The sequence below is a fragment of the Aquisalinus luteolus genome, from assembly GCF_009712425.2.
Lineage (GTDB): Bacteria > Pseudomonadota > Alphaproteobacteria > Caulobacterales > Parvularculaceae > Aquisalinus > Aquisalinus luteolus.
This window is the reverse complement of sequence record NZ_VCJR02000001.1, coordinates 1,095,654-1,112,945: the sequence shown is the minus strand read 5'-3', so window position 1 is coordinate 1,112,945 and position 17,292 is coordinate 1,095,654. Positions and strand designations below refer to the sequence as shown.

The 17,292-nt window shown below is 59.9% G+C and carries 15 protein-coding genes; 1 reads left to right on the top strand and 14 read right to left on the bottom strand.

The features are described from left to right. The first annotated feature begins 100 nt into the window (after positions 1–100). A complete protein-coding gene (locus FF098_RS05145; RefSeq protein WP_155138106.1) occupies positions 101–1,297 on the top strand; it encodes a hypothetical protein in 1,197 nt (398 codons plus the stop codon). A 73-nt stretch (positions 1,298–1,370) separates the two neighbouring features. Here the strand turns inward: FF098_RS05145 and mgtE are convergent, their stop codons facing one another. The 14 genes from mgtE to nuoG all read right to left on the bottom strand — a co-directional run bounded on the left by mgtE (position 1,371) and on the right by nuoG (position 17,045). Further along, positions 1,371–2,807 carry a magnesium transporter gene (gene mgtE / locus FF098_RS05140; RefSeq protein WP_155139415.1) on the bottom strand — a complete coding sequence of 479 codons (1,437 nt, stop codon included), beginning with the start codon at positions 2,805–2,807 and terminating at the stop codon, positions 1,371–1,373. 146 nt (positions 2,808–2,953) lie between these two features. Continuing rightward, positions 2,954–3,202, bottom strand: coding sequence for a DUF1467 family protein (locus tag FF098_RS05135; RefSeq protein WP_155138104.1), 249 nt, complete (start codon positions 3,200–3,202; stop codon positions 2,954–2,956). Between the two features lie 3 nt (positions 3,203–3,205). Then, positions 3,206–4,879 (bottom strand): ribonuclease J, encoded by a 1,674-nt coding sequence (locus FF098_RS05130; RefSeq protein ID WP_205967392.1) that lies wholly within the window; start codon positions 4,877–4,879, stop codon positions 3,206–3,208. Between the two features lie 19 nt (positions 4,880–4,898). Then, a complete protein-coding gene (locus tag FF098_RS05125) occupies positions 4,899–5,669 on the bottom strand; it encodes a type III pantothenate kinase (protein ID WP_155138102.1) in 771 nt (256 codons plus the stop codon). 55 nt (positions 5,670–5,724) lie between these two features. Then, complete coding sequence (locus tag FF098_RS05120; protein ID WP_188544062.1) at positions 5,725–6,462, bottom strand: biotin--[acetyl-CoA-carboxylase] ligase; 738 nt, start codon at positions 6,460–6,462, stop codon at positions 5,725–5,727. A gap of 7 nt (positions 6,463–6,469) precedes the next feature. Next, on the bottom strand, positions 6,470–7,918 hold the full coding sequence (gene nuoN, locus FF098_RS05115; protein WP_155138098.1) for an NADH-quinone oxidoreductase subunit NuoN: 1,449 nt from the start codon (positions 7,916–7,918) through the stop codon (positions 6,470–6,472). 9 nt (positions 7,919–7,927) lie between these two features. Next, positions 7,928–9,481, bottom strand: a complete 1,554-nt coding sequence (locus tag FF098_RS05110; protein ID WP_155138096.1) for an NADH-quinone oxidoreductase subunit M — start codon at positions 9,479–9,481, stop codon at positions 7,928–7,930. Further along, on the bottom strand, positions 9,478–11,652 hold the full coding sequence (gene nuoL / locus FF098_RS05105; protein WP_155138094.1) for an NADH-quinone oxidoreductase subunit L: 2,175 nt from the start codon (positions 11,650–11,652) through the stop codon (positions 9,478–9,480). The genes FF098_RS05110 and nuoL overlap by 4 nt, the downstream gene beginning before the upstream one ends. Before the next feature lie 8 nt (positions 11,653–11,660). After that, complete coding sequence (nuoK, locus tag FF098_RS05100) at positions 11,661–11,966, bottom strand: NADH-quinone oxidoreductase subunit NuoK (RefSeq protein ID WP_155138092.1); 306 nt, start codon at positions 11,964–11,966, stop codon at positions 11,661–11,663. Positions 11,967–11,968: 2 nt separating this feature from the next. Continuing rightward, positions 11,969–12,598, bottom strand: coding sequence for an NADH-quinone oxidoreductase subunit J (locus tag FF098_RS05095; RefSeq protein WP_155138090.1), 630 nt, complete (start codon positions 12,596–12,598; stop codon positions 11,969–11,971). Between the two features lie 146 nt (positions 12,599–12,744). Then, positions 12,745–13,233, bottom strand: coding sequence for an NADH-quinone oxidoreductase subunit NuoI (gene nuoI, locus FF098_RS05090; protein WP_155138088.1), 489 nt, complete (start codon positions 13,231–13,233; stop codon positions 12,745–12,747). Beyond that, on the bottom strand, positions 13,233–14,312 hold the full coding sequence (nuoH, locus tag FF098_RS05085) for an NADH-quinone oxidoreductase subunit NuoH (protein ID WP_155138086.1): 1,080 nt from the start codon (positions 14,310–14,312) through the stop codon (positions 13,233–13,235). Before nuoH ends, nuoI begins: the two co-directional genes overlap by 1 nt. A gap of 39 nt (positions 14,313–14,351) precedes the next feature. Next, the gene (locus FF098_RS05080; RefSeq protein ID WP_155138084.1) at positions 14,352–14,885 is read right to left on the bottom strand and encodes a hypothetical protein; all 534 of its coding nucleotides are present in this window, start codon (positions 14,883–14,885) and stop codon (positions 14,352–14,354) included. Positions 14,886–14,936: 51 nt separating this feature from the next. Continuing rightward, on the bottom strand, positions 14,937–17,045 hold the full coding sequence (gene nuoG / locus FF098_RS05075) for an NADH-quinone oxidoreductase subunit NuoG (RefSeq protein ID WP_155138082.1): 2,109 nt from the start codon (positions 17,043–17,045) through the stop codon (positions 14,937–14,939). Between the last annotated feature and the right edge of the window lie 247 nt (positions 17,046–17,292).

Genomic DNA, 17,292 nt, shown 5'->3' with positions numbered 1-17,292 from the left:
GTGTGGTTACCGATGAGTTTTCCATTTGTGGAGGACAGTTGCACCAATCCGGGACAATTCCGTTCCGCCATTGGGTAAAGGCAGCTGACAAGGTGAGAGTATGAACGGTCTTTTCAATCTTCTGGCGGCCCTGCTGATTGGTGGTGCTATCGTCGTCACCGGCTATGCGCTGACACGGGACGGCGATGATGAAGCGGATCAATCCCAGATCGAACAACTGGCAGACAAGACGCTTGCCGAGGCCGAGGAAAAATTCCGGCAGACTGCCGATGCAGCGGAAAACCTGCTCAGCGATGCCGATGATGACGGCCGCGAAGACCCTTACACGGCCGATGTCAACGGCAGTGCCGACGATGCCCGCGACGTAAGCAGCGATGACGCCGAAGAGGCGCCGGCTCGTTTCGCCTCGAGTGAAGATGCAGCAGAGCAAGGCGACGCTGCCACCTCACAGACCGCTGACCAGCCGGATGCCACCTCATCGCGCACGGAAAGCCGCACTTCGACACAAGCTGAAGGCACCGCAGAAGAAGCTTCGACACGGACGGCGCTGCGCGGCAGCGAGACCAGCCGGACTGCCAGCAATATTTCCCAGGCCAAGGAAGACAATCAGGACAGGGAAAACAATCAGTCTGCCACGGCGGGCATCAATACCACTGACCGCAAGATCGGTGTCGACAAGAAAGACACAAAGTCGTTCTACACGGAGAATGGCAAGCCGGTCGACAAGCCTGACACCCAGCGCTTCTACACCGAGAACAAGCCGATCGATAAACCGGATAGCCAGCGCTATTACACGGAGAACAAGCGTATCGACAAGCCGGACACGGACCGTTACTTCACGGAGAACCGTCGCCTGGACAAGCCGGACAGCCCGAACTTCTACACGGAGAACCAGCCCCTGCCGGAAAACCGTTATACGCCGCTGGACAATCCCTGCCTGCGTGAAGACGGCACCGTCTATACCGGCCCGGGCACTGTCGACAATCCGTTTGCCGACACCAATCCGTGCCTCGTCGAGCAGATCCCGCCGGTTCTGGTGACCGAACTGCCGCCGGAGCAACCGCTGATCCCGCGTGTCGACCTGCCGGAAACCCCGGTCACCCCGATCGTGCCGGAACAGCCGATCGTCGTTGCCGAGCGCTGCGAATATCGTCCGGGCCAGTACACGCAGAACCCTTATACCGATGGTTCGGGCTATGGCTGGCTGTCTGATGTCGGCTGCTACGGCACCTTCCCGTGGACCGGCTTCGGACCGCAGCCGTCGATCCCGCCGGGTGGTTCCGATTACATCATGTAAGGGTCATAGCCCTCACAGACTTGCACAAGAAAAAGCCCCGCCGAACCGGCGGGGCTTTTGCGCTTCGGTCCAGCTATCCGACGATGAAGATCGCTGCGAGCCCCAGAAAAGCGAAGAAGCCGACGATATCCGTAACTGTGGTCACGAATACGGCGGAGGAAACAGCCGGGTCAGCACCGGCGCGCTGAAGGACAAGCGGGATCAGGATGCCGGAAAGCCCGGCCATGATCATGTTGATGATCATCGCAGCAGCAAGAACCAACCCCAGCACCAGACCGGCATCGGCCCCGCCGCCGCCGCCAATGGTGCCATACCAGACACCTGCAATAGTCCCCATCAATACCGCAAAAGCGCAGCCATTGATCAGTCCGACCAAGGTTTCTCGCCCGACGATGCGCAAGGCATTGGCTGCCGTCAGTTCGCGCGTGGCCAGGTTCCTGACGGCAACGGTCAGCGTCTGCGTACCGGCATTGCCGCCCATGGAGGCAACGATCGGCATCAGGATGGCAACGGCCACCGCCTGTTCCAGCGTCGCGTCGAAAAAGGAGATGACGACAGAGGCAAGGATCGCGGTGAAAAGGTTCACCGCCAGCCATGAAAAGCGGGAAGATACGGTTGCCCGCAGGGAGCCGGAAATACCGCTCTGTTCAGCCTCGACACCGGCGAGAGCGAGCATGTCTTCGTGCGTTTCCTCATGGACGATTTCGACCACGTCATCGACGGTGATCATGCCGACCAGCCTGTCGCCCTTGTCGACGACAGGGGCGGAGATGAGATTGTATTTCTCGAACAGGTAGGCGACCTCTTCCTGGTCCATGTCGGCCGGGATGCGGCGCAGTTCCTCTTCGCCAACCAGGTCGCCGATGACCGTCTCGCGCGGATTGCGCAGGAACTGGGCCAGTGGCACCGAGCCGATGACCTTGAATGCCGGGTCGATGACGAAGACCTCGTAGAACGTCTCCGGCAATTCCTCGGGCGAGCGCAGCCGGTCGATGATCTGGCCGACGGTCCAGTAGGCCGGCGCCGCAAAAACTTCGCGCTGCATGAGGCGACCGGCGGTCTCGTCCTCGTAATCAAGGGCTGACAGGAGCGCCAGGCGCTCTGCAACAGGGACCTCGGCGAGGACCTCCAGCCGTGCCTCCTCGTCCATGTCTTCCAGAACGAAAGCGGCGTCGTCGGTATCGAGTTCGGAGACGGCGTCGGCAAGCTGGCCGGTCGGCATCGCCTCGATGATCAGGTCGCGCACATCCTCGTCGACCTCGACCAGCGTGACCGGGTCGAGCATCTGGCCGAGAATGCCAACCAGTGCCTTGCGCTGGTCATCGCTGATCTGTTCGAAAAGGTCGGCAACGTCAGCGGGGTGCAGTTCCTCGCAGAGCGACCGGACATGGGTTTCGTCGCCCTCGTCGATTGCCTCGCGAACCTCACGGATAAACTCCGCACTCAGATCATGCCCCTCGTCCTCGGCACGAGATTCATCAGGCTCCTGATCCGGCACGCCCGGTGGCATGTCCGGTTCATCCGGGCGTGTTTTCTCGATGGCGGACGGCTCATTCATGCCCGTCATCTCCCATGGGTGAGGATGAATAGTGGATATGGCGGCTCCAAAACGGGTGTCGATGGCAAAAACCTACCGACTTCAACAGGATAACAGCGTTAATCGCGGTAATCAATGATTCCGCTCTGGATCACGACAAAGACAACCAGCCAGACAATGGCGCTGATCCATGTCGTGCGGATGACCTTCTTCATCAACTGCGGGTCCTGCGGGGCACCCGGCTCCGCCCCGCGTGGCTGTGGCTTGTCGGGGTCTTCCCACAGTCCGCGCACGCCCCAGGGCAACACTGTGAACAGAACCGTCCACCATATAATCAGATATACAACGATGCCGCCCGCAATATTCATGGCCTAAACCCTGATGATCAGTACATTGATGTGGGCGGTCTTGCCCCAGTGCTCGTTGAGCAGGTTGCGGATAGCGCGGCGAAGCGATAGCTCGACCTCCCCGTCATCCTTCAGCCGCGACTTCGGCAGGCCGTCGAGCACCTCTTCCGCCTTGTCCTCCAGCAGGGCCTGCATCTCCTCGCCTTCGGCATCGGCGAGCGGCACGCCCATCATGGAGACCTCCGGCGGGGCGACGAGGCCGTTCCGGTCGAGCGCAGCGGCGATGACTACCTGCCCGCCCCAGGACAGCTTTCGCCGTTCCTTCACGGCGCCAGAGCCTTCAGGCAGCAATAGATTGCCATCGAGCATCAGGCGGCCGGACGGTACTTCGTCAGTTACGGCCAGTCGCCCGGGTGCCAGGCGGATAACCTCGCCATTGCGCGGTGCCAAAGTGTCCTCGACACCCAGTTCGGCAGCGAAGATAGCGTGCTCTTCCAGGTGGCGTGCCTCGCCATGTACAGGCACCGCCTTTTGCGGGCGCACCCATTTATACATCTGCTCCAGTTCGTCCCGGCACGGATGACCGGATACGTGGATATGCTCATCCTTTTCGGTGATCACCCGCACGCCCAGTTCGACCAGCTGGTTCTGAAGGTCGAATATTCCGCGCTCATTGCCGGGGATGATCTTGGAGGAGAAGATGACAGTGTCGCCTTCCTCCAGCACCAGGTCGCGGTGGTCGTCACGGGCGATGCGGGCAAGCGCCGCACGGGTCTCCCCCTGCGAGCCTGTGCAAAGGTAAAGCACCTTGCTGCGCGGCAGGTAGCCGGCCTCGTCAGGTTCGACGAAGGAGAGCTCGGGCGGCAGGATATCCGTCTCCCGCGCGACATCGATCATGCGCAGCATCGACCGGCCGAGCAGACAGACGGTGCGGTCATTTTGCATGGCCGCCTCGCAGATCGAGACCAGGCGTGAGACGTTGGACGCAAAGGTGGTGACAGCCACCCTGCCCGTCTGCTTGCCGATGAGCTCGATCAGGTTTTCGCGCACACCCATCTCCGAGCCCGACTCGCCGGTCGACAGGACGTTGGTGGAATCGCAGATCATGGCGAGCACGCCTTCATCGCCGATTTTCGCCAGGGTCTCGTGGTCGGTAACCGGACCCAGCGTCGGGTCAGTATCGATCTTCCAGTCGCCCGTATGAAGCACGGTACCGAACTCGGTCCTGATGATGATGCCCGAAGGCTCGGGGATGGAATGGGTCAGCGTCACGAACCGCATATCGAATGGGCCGAGCTCCAGCGCATCGCCCATGTCGAGGATCGTCATCGGTGGGTTGATGATGCCCTTTTCGGCGAATTTGCGTGCAACGAGACCAGCGGTGAACCGGGTCGCGTATATCGGGCATTTCAGGCGCGGCCAGAGCAGCGCGACAGCGCCGATATGGTCTTCATGCCCGTGCGTCAGCAACAGGCCTAGCAGCTCGCCGCCGCCTTGCGTGATCTCGTCGATTATATAGTCCGGATCAGGACAGATCAGCTCGATCCCCGGGTCCCGCTCATCAGCAAAAGAAACCCCACAATCGATCATGATCCATTGCCGCTTGTGGGCCGGGCCCACGGCATAGAGATTCATGTTCATGCCGATTTCGCCCGACCCGCCAAGGGGCAGGAAAACCAGTTCGCTACGTTCAGCCATCAATATCCTTCAATTCAGCTCAGGCCGCTTTCACGCGCCTGTAAATCTCGATCAGTCCCCGGATCGTCAGGTCCGGGTCGAAATGGTCTATCTTGTCGGTCGCGCCTTCGAAAAGCGAGGATATCCCGCCCGTCGCGACCACGGTCATTGCCTCGCCGCGCTCTTTCCTGATCCGGTCGATCAGCCCTTCGATCAGGCCGATATACCCCCAGAATATGCCCGACTGCATTGCTCCGACCGTGTCGGTCCCGACGACCTTGCCCGGATTCTCGATTGCGATGCGCGGCAGGCGCGCCGCCGCCTCGTGCAGTGCCTGCATCGACAGATTGATGCCAGGCGCGATTACGCCACCTTCGAACCCGCCATCCGCAGCGATGATGTCGAAGGTCGTCGCCGTGCCACTGTCGACCACGATGAGCGGTCCTTTGTAGCTGACATAGGCGCCAACAGCATTTACCAGCCGGTCAGCCCCCGCATCGGAAGGCTTGGTGATCCGCACATCGACGCCCGGTATGTTCGTCGAGTCGACAATATAAGGTTCAACCGAAAAATGGCGCCGCGACAGATTGCGCAGGTGAAACAGCGATTGCGGTACCACGGTGGAGATGATGCAGTCCTTCACCTCTTCCATCTTGTACCCGCTCATCGCCATCAGCTGATAGAGCCAGACCGCGTATTCATCTGCCGTGCGGGTGGTGGCCGTGGAGGCGCGCCACTGGGCGACGGGCTTTTCGCCTTCATAGAGCGCGAAAACGGTGTTGGTGTTGCCGACATCGATGGCGAGCAGCATGGCTTCCTCCCGGCGCGTGGCCTGATCATTATCGCGCGTTGCTAGCACAGGCCACTCAGAAAAACACGTCGCCAGTGTTGATACGGCTGATCACTTCCCCTTGACGCAGGATGAGAGCGCCGGTTTCGTCAAGCCCCTCGAAAACACCATGCAGGGTCTCGTTGGGAAGACGCACAGTGATCTGGCGACCAACTCCGCCCGCCCGTTCCAGCCAGGCATCTCGCAAGGGGGCAAAGCCCTGCCTCTCCAGCAAGGCCAGCCAGTGCTGGAAGGCCTCATCCAGACTGTCCAGAAACGCTTCCGGGTCGGGAGCTGAGCCGGTCGCTTCATTGACCGAGGCAGTCGGATAGTCGGGCAAATCCGGCTTGTAGGCGAGGTTGACCCCGACACCTACGGCAAGGAAAGTTTCGCCACCAACCATATGCCGCTCCAGCAGGATGCCGGATACCTTGCCACCATCGATCAGCACGTCATTCGGCCATTTCAGCTGGATGTCACGCGGCTTGACGCCCGATTGCTCCAATGCTGCCGCGAGTGCCAGCGACAGTGCGAACCCGGCGGCGGCCGGTTGCGAAGCAAGGTTACCGCTGAGCGGCATCACCAAAGTCGCGGCGAGATTGCCGGTCTGCTGCTGCCATGACCGGCCACGGCGGCCATAGCCTGCTGTCTGAAGCCGCGCGAAGATCCAGACCGGATCGCGCCCGCCGCCATCAAGATAACGCAACGCTTCCAGACTGGTTGAATCGAGACTGTCATGGACCTGAAGTGGCAGGCCTGAAGAGAGCGCCTTCACCGGCGCCCTAGAACAGGGTTGCTGCGGCTGCTTCCGCAGCGATGTTCAGGAACGGCATGATGACGACGATGCCGGCGACGATCAGGACCGTCGACAGGATTGCCACGCCTTTCACGCCAGGGCCTGCATCGCGTTCGAATTCCGGTGCCGGCTCGTCCATCCAGATGATCTTCACGACACGCAGATAGTAATAAGTCGCGATGACACTGCTCAATGCGCCAACGACGACGAGCACGAACAGGCCAGCATTCACCGCTGCCATGAAAACATAAAGCTTGGCGAAGAAGCCGAGGAAAATCGGGATACCGGCGAGAGAGAACATCAGCGCAGAGAACATGATGGCAAGGCCGGGACGTGTCTGGGAAAGGCCAGACAGGTCGGAGATATTCTCCGCCATGCCTTCCGGGCGTCGCATCATCAGGATGCATGCAAACGTGCCGATGGTCATGATCAGGTAGATGGTCATGTAGACGAGCACGGAGGAAATGCCCTGGCTGGTGCCCGCGGCAAGGCCCATCAGCGCATAGCCCATGTGACCGATGGACGAATATGCCATCAGGCGCTTGATGTTCTTCTGTGCGATGGCGGAAAACGCGCCGACGACCATGGACAGGATCGAGACGAGCACGATCACCTGTTGCCAGTCGGACAGTGCATCTGTTGCTGCCGGGAAAGCCTCGACGAGGACACGGGCGAAGATCGCCATGGCGGCAAATTTCGGTGCAGCGGCAAAGAAGGCCGTGACCGGTGTTGGCGAGCCTTCATAGACGTCCGGCGTCCACATGTGGAACGGCGCGGCGGAAACCTTGAAAGACAGACCGGAGATGAGGAACACCATGCCGAAGATCAGGCCGATGCGGTTGGCTTCGTCAGCGCCGGCAGCAATTGCCTCGAATGTCGTTGCGCCGGTGAAGCCATAGATCAGCGACATACCGTACAGCATCAGGCCGGAAGACAGTGCGCCGAGGACGAAATATTTCAGGCCTGCCTCGGTCGAGCGGCGCGAGTCGCGGTTGAAGGTCGCAAGGATGTAAAGCGCCAGCGATTGCAGCTCGATCCCCATATAGACCGAGATCAGGTCGGTCGAGGCAACCATCAGCGACATGCCCAGGACGGACAGCAGGATCAGCACCGGATATTCAAACCGTGCTAGCCGTTCACGTTCCATGAACCGGTCGGAAAGGATGATGGCAAAAATCGCGGCGACATAAATGACGGACTTTGAGAACTGCCCGAAACCGTCGGTCACGAATGCGCCGTTGAACAGCGAGGCATTCTCGCTAGCCGTGCCGAAATTGACGAGGAACAGCGCGACGAAGATCGAGAAGATCGCACCGAAACTGATGAACCGGTGATATTTGCTGTCGATGAAGACACCAATCATCAGCAGTGCCATCGCGGAGATGGCCAGCCAGATTTCCGGGAATGCAAAAGAAATATTGTCGCCAAGTTGCATTGGTTTTTCCTAGCGTCCTGCCGCCGCGAGAGCGGCATCATATCGTCCGAGCACGGAATCAACGGCCGGGCTGAATACATCGAGTGTCGGGGTCGGGTTCACACCCAGCCACAGGGCCATGAAGGCAAGCACGGCCAGCATGCCCCATTCGCGCCGCCCCAGATCCGGCATGGTCAGCACCTGTTCGTTGTGGACAGTGCCAAACACGACTTCCCGATAAAGCCTCAGGCCATAGGCGGCAGAGAAGATCAGGCCGAGCGCCGCGACCGCCGCCGTCCAGGTGGAAACCTTGTAGGCGCCGACCAGGGTCAGCATCTCCCCCACGAAACCGGAAACACCCGGCAGGCCGACATTGCCCATGGTGAAGAAGAGGAAGAAGAAGGCGTACCACTTCATGTGCTTCACGAGGCCGCCATAGGCCGCGATCTGGCGCGTATGCAGACGGTCATAGACCACACCGACGCACAGGAAGAGCGCGCCCGAGATGAAGCCGTGTGACAGCATCTGGAACAACGCGCCCTCGATGCCCTGCTCTGTACCTGTGAACAGGCCCATGGTGACGAAGCCCATATGCGCAACAGATGAATAGGCGATGAGCTTCTTCATGTCCTCCTGCGCAAAGGCGACGAGCGAAGTGTAAACGATGGCGATGACCGACAGGGTGAACACGAACGGCGCGAAGAAGTCGCTCGCGACCGGGAACATCGGCAGCGAGAACCGCACGAAGCCGTAACCGCCCATTTTCAGCAGGATCGCAGCGAGCACGACAGAGCCAGCCGTCGGTGCCTGAACGTGCGCGTCCGGCAGCCAGGTGTGTACCGGCCACATCGGCATCTTGACGGCAAAGGACGCAAAGAACGCGATCCACAGCCAGTTCTGCGCCCCGATCGGGAAGTCATAGGTCTGCAGCGCGACGACATCGGTCGTGCCGGCTTCCATGTACATCCACACGAGCGCGATCAGCATCAGGAGCGAGCCGAGCAGCGTGTAGAGGAAGAACTTGAACGTCGCATAGATGCGGTTCTTCACGATGGCGCCCATGAAAGTGCGCTCCCCCTCCGAACCCCAGATCCCGATGATCAGGAACATCGGGATCAGCGATGCTTCGAAGAAGACATAGAACAGCACGAGATCGAGCGCGCAGAATACGCCGATCATCAACGTTTCCAGTACCAGGAAGGCGATCATGTAGTCGGCGACGCGCTTGGTGACGGACTGCCAGGATGCCAGAATGCAGATCGGCATGATGAAAGTGGTCAACAGGACGAACAGGATCGATGCGCCGTCAACGCCCATCTTATAGCTGATGCCGGAGCCAAGCCATGCGATCTCCTCGACCAGCTGGAAGCCTTCCACACTAGTGTCATAGAAAACATAGACGATCAGCGACACGACGAAGGTGACGACTGTCGTCAGCAAGGCAACCCAGCGGGCAGCATTATCGACAAGTGCCGTCTCGTCACCGCGTGACAGCAGGCGGCGCAGCACGATGAACAGTGCACCGAGGATCGGCAGGAATGTTGTAAAGGACAGCCAGGGCTGGTCGATGAAACTCTCGGTCATTGTGCCCCTCCCAGCCGCACGATCAGAAGGATGACGCCGATGCCGACAAGCATCGCAAAGGCATAGTGATAGATGTAGCCGGATTGCAGGCGAACGATCAGGCGCGAGCCGAAGCCGGCAAGCCCGGACAGGCCGTCAGGCCCTAACCCGTCGATAATCCGCCCGTCCCCGATCTTCCACAGGATGCGGCCGAGACGGCGCGACGGATTGAGGAAGAGGAAGCGGTAGACTTCGTCGACATACCACTTGTTCTTCAGGAAGCTGTAGAGAATGCCACCTTCGCGCAGCAGGCCCGGGCGCAGCGGATCGCTGCCGCGCATGTAATGGGCGAATGCCGTACCGAAGCCAATGAGCATGGCGAGCAATGGTGCATAGAGGACCCAGAGCGGGAAGTGATGACCTTCACCCTCTTCGCCGTAACCTTCGGTATGCTCTTCTGCTTCGTCATGGGCAGCGCCGGCGGGATCTTCCGCAGAGGCAATAGCCGGTGTCTCGGCATGATCACCCTCGACTGGCGGTGTTGCTTCAGCGGCATAGGCCTCGACGGCGTGGCTCTCGCCACCAGCATGGGCATCACCAGCGATGTAGATCGAGTTGCCCCAGAAGGATGCAGCCTTGTCACCTACGAAGGATTTGTAGCCAAGCATGCCGGCAAACAGAGCACCGAACGCAAGGACGGCCAGCGGCAACAGCATCCAGTTCGGCGGGAAGTGCGGATGCTTCATGACATGATCAGGCGCGCGCGACTTGCCGTGGAAGGTCAGGAAGATCAGGCGCCAGGAATAAAAGGACGTGAAGACGGCCGCGATCAGGCCCATGGCAAAGGCATAGTAAGCCCCTGTCCGGCCCTCTGTACCAGCGGCATAGGCTGCCTCGATAATAGCATCCTTGGAAGCAAAGCCAGCCGTCCCGACCGGGAAATGGAAGATGTCGTAGAGGAACGGGAAGCCAACGCCGGTAATGGCAATCGTGCCGATAATCATCATCGCATAGGTAAACGGCAGGATGTGACGTACCCCGCCCATTTTCTTCATGTCCTGCTCGTGATGCACGGCATGGATGACCGAGCCCGCACCGAGGAACAGGAGCGCCTTGAAAAACGCATGCGTGAACAGATGGAACATGGCCGCGCCATACGAACCGACACCGGCAGCGAAGAACATGTAGCCGAGCTGCGAACAGGTCGAATAGGCGATGACCTTCTTGATGTCGTCCTGCAAGAGTCCGACTGTCGCGGCGAAGAACGCCGTCGTCGCGCCGATGAACGTCACGAGCGTCGCGGCATCCGGCGCGTTCTCATAGATGATCGAACAACGGCAGACGAGGAACACACCGGCGGTGACCATGGTCGCGGCGTGGATCAGCGCGGAGACCGGCGTTGGACCTTCCATCGCGTCCGGCAGCCAGGTGTGCAGGAAGAACTGGGCAGACTTGCCCATGGCGCCGATGAACAACAGGATACCAATCAGCGTCAGAGCATGCAGCTCAAGCCCAAGGAAGCCGACCGTCAGCTCGCTGATGGGCGCGCCATCGGCAGCGTTGAACGGCGTGACGACTGCATCGGTGCGCACGGCCTGGAAAACCTCTTCAAAACCGACCGAGCCGAAGATGAAAAAGATCGCCATGATGCCAAGCGCGAAGCCGAAGTCCCCCACGCGGTTAACGACAAACGCCTTGATCGCCGCGTCATTGGCAGACTTCTTGTGATGGTAGAAACCGATCAGCAGGTAGGACGCAAGACCAACCCCTTCCCAGCCGAAGAATAGCTGGATGAAGTTGTCGGCAGTCACCAGCGTCAGCATGGCGAAGGTAAACAGCGACAGATAGGCAAAGAAGCGCGGCCGCGACGCGTCGTCATGCATGTAGCCGACGGAGTAGATGTGCACGAGGCTGGAAACGGACGTGATCACGACCAGCATGATCACTGACATCGTATCGAGCTTCACCGCCCAGTCGGCGATGAAATTGCCGGAGCCTATCCAGGTGAAAAGCTGGATGGTGCGCGCATTATGGCCGACAGCGACATCGAAAAACAGGACCCACGCAATGAGGCAGGCCATCAGCACGAAGGCGATGGTGGTCAGTTCCGCCGCACGGGCACTGACCATCCGGCCAATGGGCATAGCCAGGAGCGCACCGAACAGGGGCAGCAAGACGACAAACGGTTCCATCGGGTCCCCTAGTTCTTCATCAGGTTGGCGTCATCGACCGCAATGTCCCCACGATTGCGGAAGAAGGTGACGAGGATGGCAAGGCCGATCGCCGCTTCGGCAGCGGCAACGGTCAGCACCATGAAGGCGAATACCTGGCCGACGAGATCACCCAGGAACTGGGAAAAGGCGACGAGGTTGATGTTGACGGCCAGCAGCATCAGCTCGATCGACATCAGGATGATGATGACGTTCTTGCGGTTGATGAAAATGCCGCACGCGCCAATGGCAAACAGGATGGCGGCAACCGTCAGATAATGGCCAAGTCCGATCATGATCAGATCCCCTTCCCGGTCTGTACGCTGACAACTTCCACGGCATCCTCGCGTTTCCGGGCAGCCTGATCGCCGGGGTTCTGCTTCTTGATCCCCTTGCGTTCACGGAAGGTCAGGATGATCGCGCCGATCATGGCAACAAGCAGCACCATGCCGGCGATCTGGAAGTAGTGAATGTAGTCTGTGTAGAGCACCATGCCGAGCGCCTCGGCATTGTTCGGCCCTTCGAGATTGGCGGTCATCTCCGCGCCTGTCAGATAGGGCTGGGCAAGCTGCGGATCCGTTGGCAACTGCCAGGCAGCAACGACGAGGCCGATATTGACCAGCAGCACCACGCCAACGATGACGCCATAGGGCAGATATTCGGCAAAGCCCGATTTCAGCTCGGCGAAGTCGACGTCCAGCATCATCACGACGAACAGGAACAGCACCGCAACGGCGCCGACATAGACGATAATCAACAGGAAGGCGAGATACTCCGCCCCCATCAGCACGAACAGCCCCGCGACCGAGATGAAGGTCGTGATCAGGCACAGGACCGAGTGGACAGGGTTACGCGCGAGGATGACCAGCAGCCCGAAGGTGACGGTCGAAATCGCGAAAGCCCAGAATGCAATACCGGCAAATGTCATGATCTAAAAACGCCCCAGTCGTCTAGCGTTGTGGTCTTTTGTTTGGCGCCATCAGCAGTGACGGCCGGATGTTTGACACAAGGCCCGCAGCGAGTGTGCGGGCCGGAAATTACAGCGGCCGGGTTAGTGGCCAGATTCGCGCCCTTTTAACGGTAAGGCGCATCCAGTTCCAGATTTTTCGCGATTTCCCGTTCCCACCGGTCGCCATTCTCAAGCAGGCGCGCCTTGTCGTAGAAAAGCTCCTCGCGTGTCTCGGTCGCGAATTCGAAATTCGGTCCCTCGACAATGGCATCGACCGGGCATGCCTCCTGGCAGAAACCGCAATAGATGCACTTGGTCATGTCGATGTCGTATTTGGTCGTACGGCGTGAGCCATCTTCGCGCGGCTCGGCCTCGATGGTGATCGCCTGTGCCGGGCAGACGGCCTCGCACAGCTTGCACGCGATGCAGCGTTCCTCGCCGTTCGGATAGCGGCGCAAGGCATGCTCACCGCGGAAGCGCGGGGACAGCGGACCCTTCTCGAACGGATAGTTCACCGTGAATTTCGGGCGCATGTAATATTTCAGGGCAAGCCAGAAGGCGCCAACGAAGTCGAGCAGCATGGCGCCGCGAATGGCCTGGGCGATACGGGACATTATGCAGCCCTCCAGGATTGGAACCAGTCGGCAAGGCCCGGGAACGCGATCAGCAGGCCGGCGACGGCGATGAGGTAAGCGATGGATGTCGGCAGGAACAGTTTCCAGCCGATCCGCATGAGCTGGTCATAGCGATAGCGCGGCACGATCGCCTTCACCATGGCGAACATGAAGAACATGAACACGACCTTGACGACGAACCACAGCAGGCCGAGCGCCGGTGCGTTGAGGATCGGCACGTCGATGGGCGAATGCCAGCCGCCCAGAAACAGGATGACCGTCATCGCGCACATCAGCACGATGTTCACATACTCCCCCAGCATGAACAGGAGGTACGGCGTCGAGGAATACTCGACCTGATAGCCGGCGACGAGCTCCGATTCTGCTTCCGGCAGGTCGAATGGCGGTCGGTTTGTCTCTGCCAGCGCCGAGATGAAGAACATAACGAACAGCGGGAAAAGCGGAATGAAGTGCCAGTTGAGAATGCCGAGACCACGGTCCTGCGAATTGACGATATCCGACAGGTTCATCGACCCGACCAGCAGCAGGACGGAGATGATTATAAAGCCGAGAGAGACCTCGTAGGACACCATCTGCGCGGCGGAGCGCAGAGAGCCAAGAAACGGATATTTCGAGTTCGACGCCCAGCCACCCATGATGATGCCATAGACACCTAGCGAGGAGACCGCGAAGAGATAGAGGATGCCGACATTGATGTCGGAAACGACAAGACCTGGCCCGACCGGCACGACGGCCCAGCCGATCAGCGCAAGCACGACAGTGATGAACGGCGCAAGTATGAAGACGATCTTGTCCGCCCCCGCGGGGATGACGATTTCCTTGAGAACAAACTTCAACAGGTCGGCAAAGGACTGCAGCAGGCCAAACGCGCCTACCATGTTCGGTCCCTTGCGCATCTGCACGGCCGCCCAGACCTTGCGGTCAAACAGCAAGAGGAACGCGATACCGACGAGCAGCACAACGACCAATGCCGTGATCTGCAGGAAGGTCGTCAGGGCGCCAACCCACCACACGGACCAGTCCCGGTTCACAAAGAAATCAAAAAAGCCGTTTTCCATGGAGCGCCTTCTAGCCTGCCCGTTTCAATTCGTGAAGCATTAGTAATCCCCCTGCGGCGAATTTTCTGAGGTTTTTTGCCCCTCTTCGTCCTGCATGGGAGGTTTCAGCGCTGCCGCGCGATAATCATTGAGCAAATCGGCAAGATGGTCGGGCTCCATATCATAGTTATGGCCGAATCCCTTGCCCGGATTGAACAGGTCGGTGACAGCTGAGAACATGTCAGGTTCCTCTTCACCAAGGCGGCGAAAGGCAACGACCTTTTTGGCGAACCCGGCAAGCTTCGGCCAGGTTTCGACGACGGCAAAGCCGCTAACCCCGCCCCACTCGAAGCGGTGTGTGGTGAACACGGTCTTCTTGGTGAACCCTGCCTCATCGAGAATCAGATACGCACTGCCGGTCGCGACCTTGAACGCGATCCACAGACCGACGATGGCCGCAAAGAAAAATACAAAAGTCAGCCAGAACCCCGCCCCTGCCGCGAGGCAGAAGATGGCGAGAACGATCAGCAGGACACAAAGGATCAGTTGCGCGATCCATGCTGCGGGTCCTGCTTTCAAGATGCGTTCGGGCACGGGCTGCCTTTCCGGCAGGCTGGTCGCGCCTGCCGAGATGATGGTTGTTGCCTATTCGGCGGCGAGCAGAGGCTTCTTCACGACGGTCGCCGAGCACTCCGCCATGGTTTTGGACGCACGGGCAATCGGGTTGGTCTGGAAGTAATCGGCCACTGGCGACAGGAACGGCGCGCTGTCGACAGAACCATCACTGCCCAGCTTGGACAGGTCGACTGAGGTTGGCTCCACCGCCGCATCGATACCCGCCAGCACCGGCGCATCGGCGATGACCGCCTGGCGCAGCGCGAACAGGTCGTCATACGGAAGGACCTTGCCAAGGCGCTCGGAGAACGCGCGCAGGATCGCCCAGTCTTCGCGGGCATCGCCGAACGGGAAGTAGGCGCGGTTGGCCATCTGCACCCGGCCTTCCAGGTTCACATACATGCCGTTCTGCTCGGTATAGGCCGCCGCCGGGAAGATGACGTCGGCCGCATGGGCACCGGCATCGCCGTGATGGCCCTGATAGATGACGAAAGCGTTTTTCAGCTTCGCCGCGTCCAGTTCGTCGGCACCGAGATTGTAGACAACTTCGATTTCACCGCTTTCGGCCCCGGCAAGGATCTCCGCCGTCGACTTGCCGCCCTCGCCCGGCAGAAAGCCGAGATCGAGTGCGCCGACGCGGGAAGCTGCCGTGTGCAGAACATTATAGCCGTTCCAGCCATCGGTCACGACACCCGTGTCACCGGCCAGCTTGGCAAGTTTCGCCAGCAGCGCCGGGGCATCGGCACGAGTCAGCACACCCATACCGACGATGATCGCCGGACGTTCTGCATTTTTCAGCGTGTCGGCAAAGTCGCCCAGATTGTCGAGGCTGTCAGGCCCGGCACCAAGATGCGTATAGTCATAGGTCAGGTCCAGCGCCTCGCCGATGACGGCGACGTCTACTGACAGGTCGTTCAACCATTTCTTGCGGATGCGGGCATTGACCAACGGCGCTTCCCAGCGCGGATTGGCACCAACGATCAGGATCGCATCGGCCTCTTCCAGACCGGCAATTGTCGAGTTGAAAAGATAGGACGAGCGCTCGGCGCGGGAGCCATCGGCGTTCACCCCGATATGGGCGCCATCCTGCCGGCAATCGGTATGCGGCGTGCCGATCAGGCCCATCAGGTCTTTCAGGCCTTTGATTGCTTCAACCGAAACGAGGTCACCGGCCAGCGCTGCGACTTTCGACGGGTCGGTCGCGTTGATCTTGTCGGCTGCGGCCTTGAAGGCCTCTTCCCAGCTCGCCGGCTTCAGCTTGCCATCGACGCGCACGTAAGGGCGATCGAGGCGCTGGTTCTTCAGCCCGTCCCAGATGAAGCGGGACTTGTCGGCAATCCATTCCTCGTTCACATCGGCATGCAGGCGCGGCAGGATACGCATGACTTCGCGGCCGCGCGAATCGACGCGGATATTAGAGCCAACGGCGTCCATCACGTCGATGGTTTCGGTCTTGCGCAGCTCCCACGGACGAGCCGTGAACGCATAAGGCTTGGAGGTCAGCGCACCGACCGGGCAAACATCGATGAGGTTGCCTGTCAGCTCGCTCTCAACAGCCTTCTCAAGATAGGTGGTGATTTCCGCGTTTTCCCCGCGGTTTACGAGGCCAAGATCATCGACGCCCGCAATCTCCGTCGCGAAGCGCACGCAGCGCGTGCACTGAATGCAGCGGGTCATGATCGTCTTGATCAGCGGGCCCATATATTTCTCTTCGACGGCGCGCTTGTTCTCGGCAAAGCGGGAATCGTCGCGGCCATAGGCAACGGCCTGGTCCTGCAGGTCGCATTCGCCGCCCTGGTCGCAGATCGGGCAATCGAGCGGATGGTTGATGAGCAGGAACTCCATCACCCCTTCCCGCGCCTTCTTGACCATCGGCGTGTTGGTGAACAGCTCAGGCGGGGCACCGTCCGGGCCCGGGCGCAGGTCTTTTACGTTCTGGGCGCAGGACGCGACCGGCTTTGGCGGCCCGCCAGCAACCTCGATCAGGCACATGCGGCAGTTACCAGCAACCGACAGGCGCTCGTGATAGCAGAAGCGCGGGATTTCCTCGCCAGCGACCTCGCATGCCTGCAGCAGCGTCAGCGCCGGATCGACGTCGATTTCCTTGCCATTGACCTTGATGGTGCGTGTATCGCTCATGCCAGCATCCGTCCTGCGATGTGATTCCCTGAATGTTCAGGCCGTCTTAGACAAGAACGCCCGGCATTTCCAGTGGGTTTCGGGTGCGCTTTTGCCGCAATGCAAACCGCCGAAAGAAAATGGACCGCCGAATGGATTCATCCGGCGGTCCGAAGCGGTCTGGTTGAGGGGGGAGAGAGAAATCAGAGCCGCCTCTATTGCCAAGGCAACTCAAGCCTTATGGCAGGTTTACACGTTATGGTTTTGA

Coding starts and splice junctions, on each gene's coding strand:
- FF098_RS05145 (WP_155138106.1), top strand. CDS start 101: ATGAACGGTCTTTTCAATCTTCTGGCGGCCCTGCTGATTGGTGGTGCT.
- mgtE (WP_155139415.1), bottom strand. CDS start 2,807: ATGCCACCGGGCGTGCCGGATCAGGAGCCTGATGAATCTCGTGCCGAG.
- FF098_RS05135 (WP_155138104.1), bottom strand. CDS start 3,202: ATGAATATTGCGGGCGGCATCGTTGTATATCTGATTATATGGTGGACG.
- FF098_RS05130 (WP_205967392.1), bottom strand. CDS start 4,879: ATGGCTGAACGTAGCGAACTGGTTTTCCTGCCCCTTGGCGGGTCGGGC.
- FF098_RS05125 (WP_155138102.1), bottom strand. CDS start 5,669: ATGCTGCTCGCCATCGATGTCGGCAACACCAACACCGTTTTCGCGCTC.
- nuoN (WP_155138098.1), bottom strand. CDS start 7,918: ATGCAACTTGGCGACAATATTTCTTTTGCATTCCCGGAAATCTGGCTG.
- FF098_RS05110 (WP_155138096.1), bottom strand. CDS start 9,481: ATGACCGAGAGTTTCATCGACCAGCCCTGGCTGTCCTTTACAACATTC.
- nuoL (WP_155138094.1), bottom strand. CDS start 11,652: ATGGAACCGTTTGTCGTCTTGCTGCCCCTGTTCGGTGCGCTCCTGGCT.
- nuoK (WP_155138092.1), bottom strand. CDS start 11,966: ATGATCGGACTTGGCCATTATCTGACGGTTGCCGCCATCCTGTTTGCC.
- FF098_RS05095 (WP_155138090.1), bottom strand. CDS start 12,598: ATGACATTTGCCGGTATTGCATTCTGGGCTTTCGCGATTTCGACCGTC.
- nuoI (WP_155138088.1), bottom strand. CDS start 13,233: ATGTCCCGTATCGCCCAGGCCATTCGCGGCGCCATGCTGCTCGACTTC.
- nuoH (WP_155138086.1), bottom strand. CDS start 14,312: ATGGAAAACGGCTTTTTTGATTTCTTTGTGAACCGGGACTGGTCCGTG.
- nuoG (WP_155138082.1), bottom strand. CDS start 17,045: ATGAGCGATACACGCACCATCAAGGTCAATGGCAAGGAAATCGACGTC.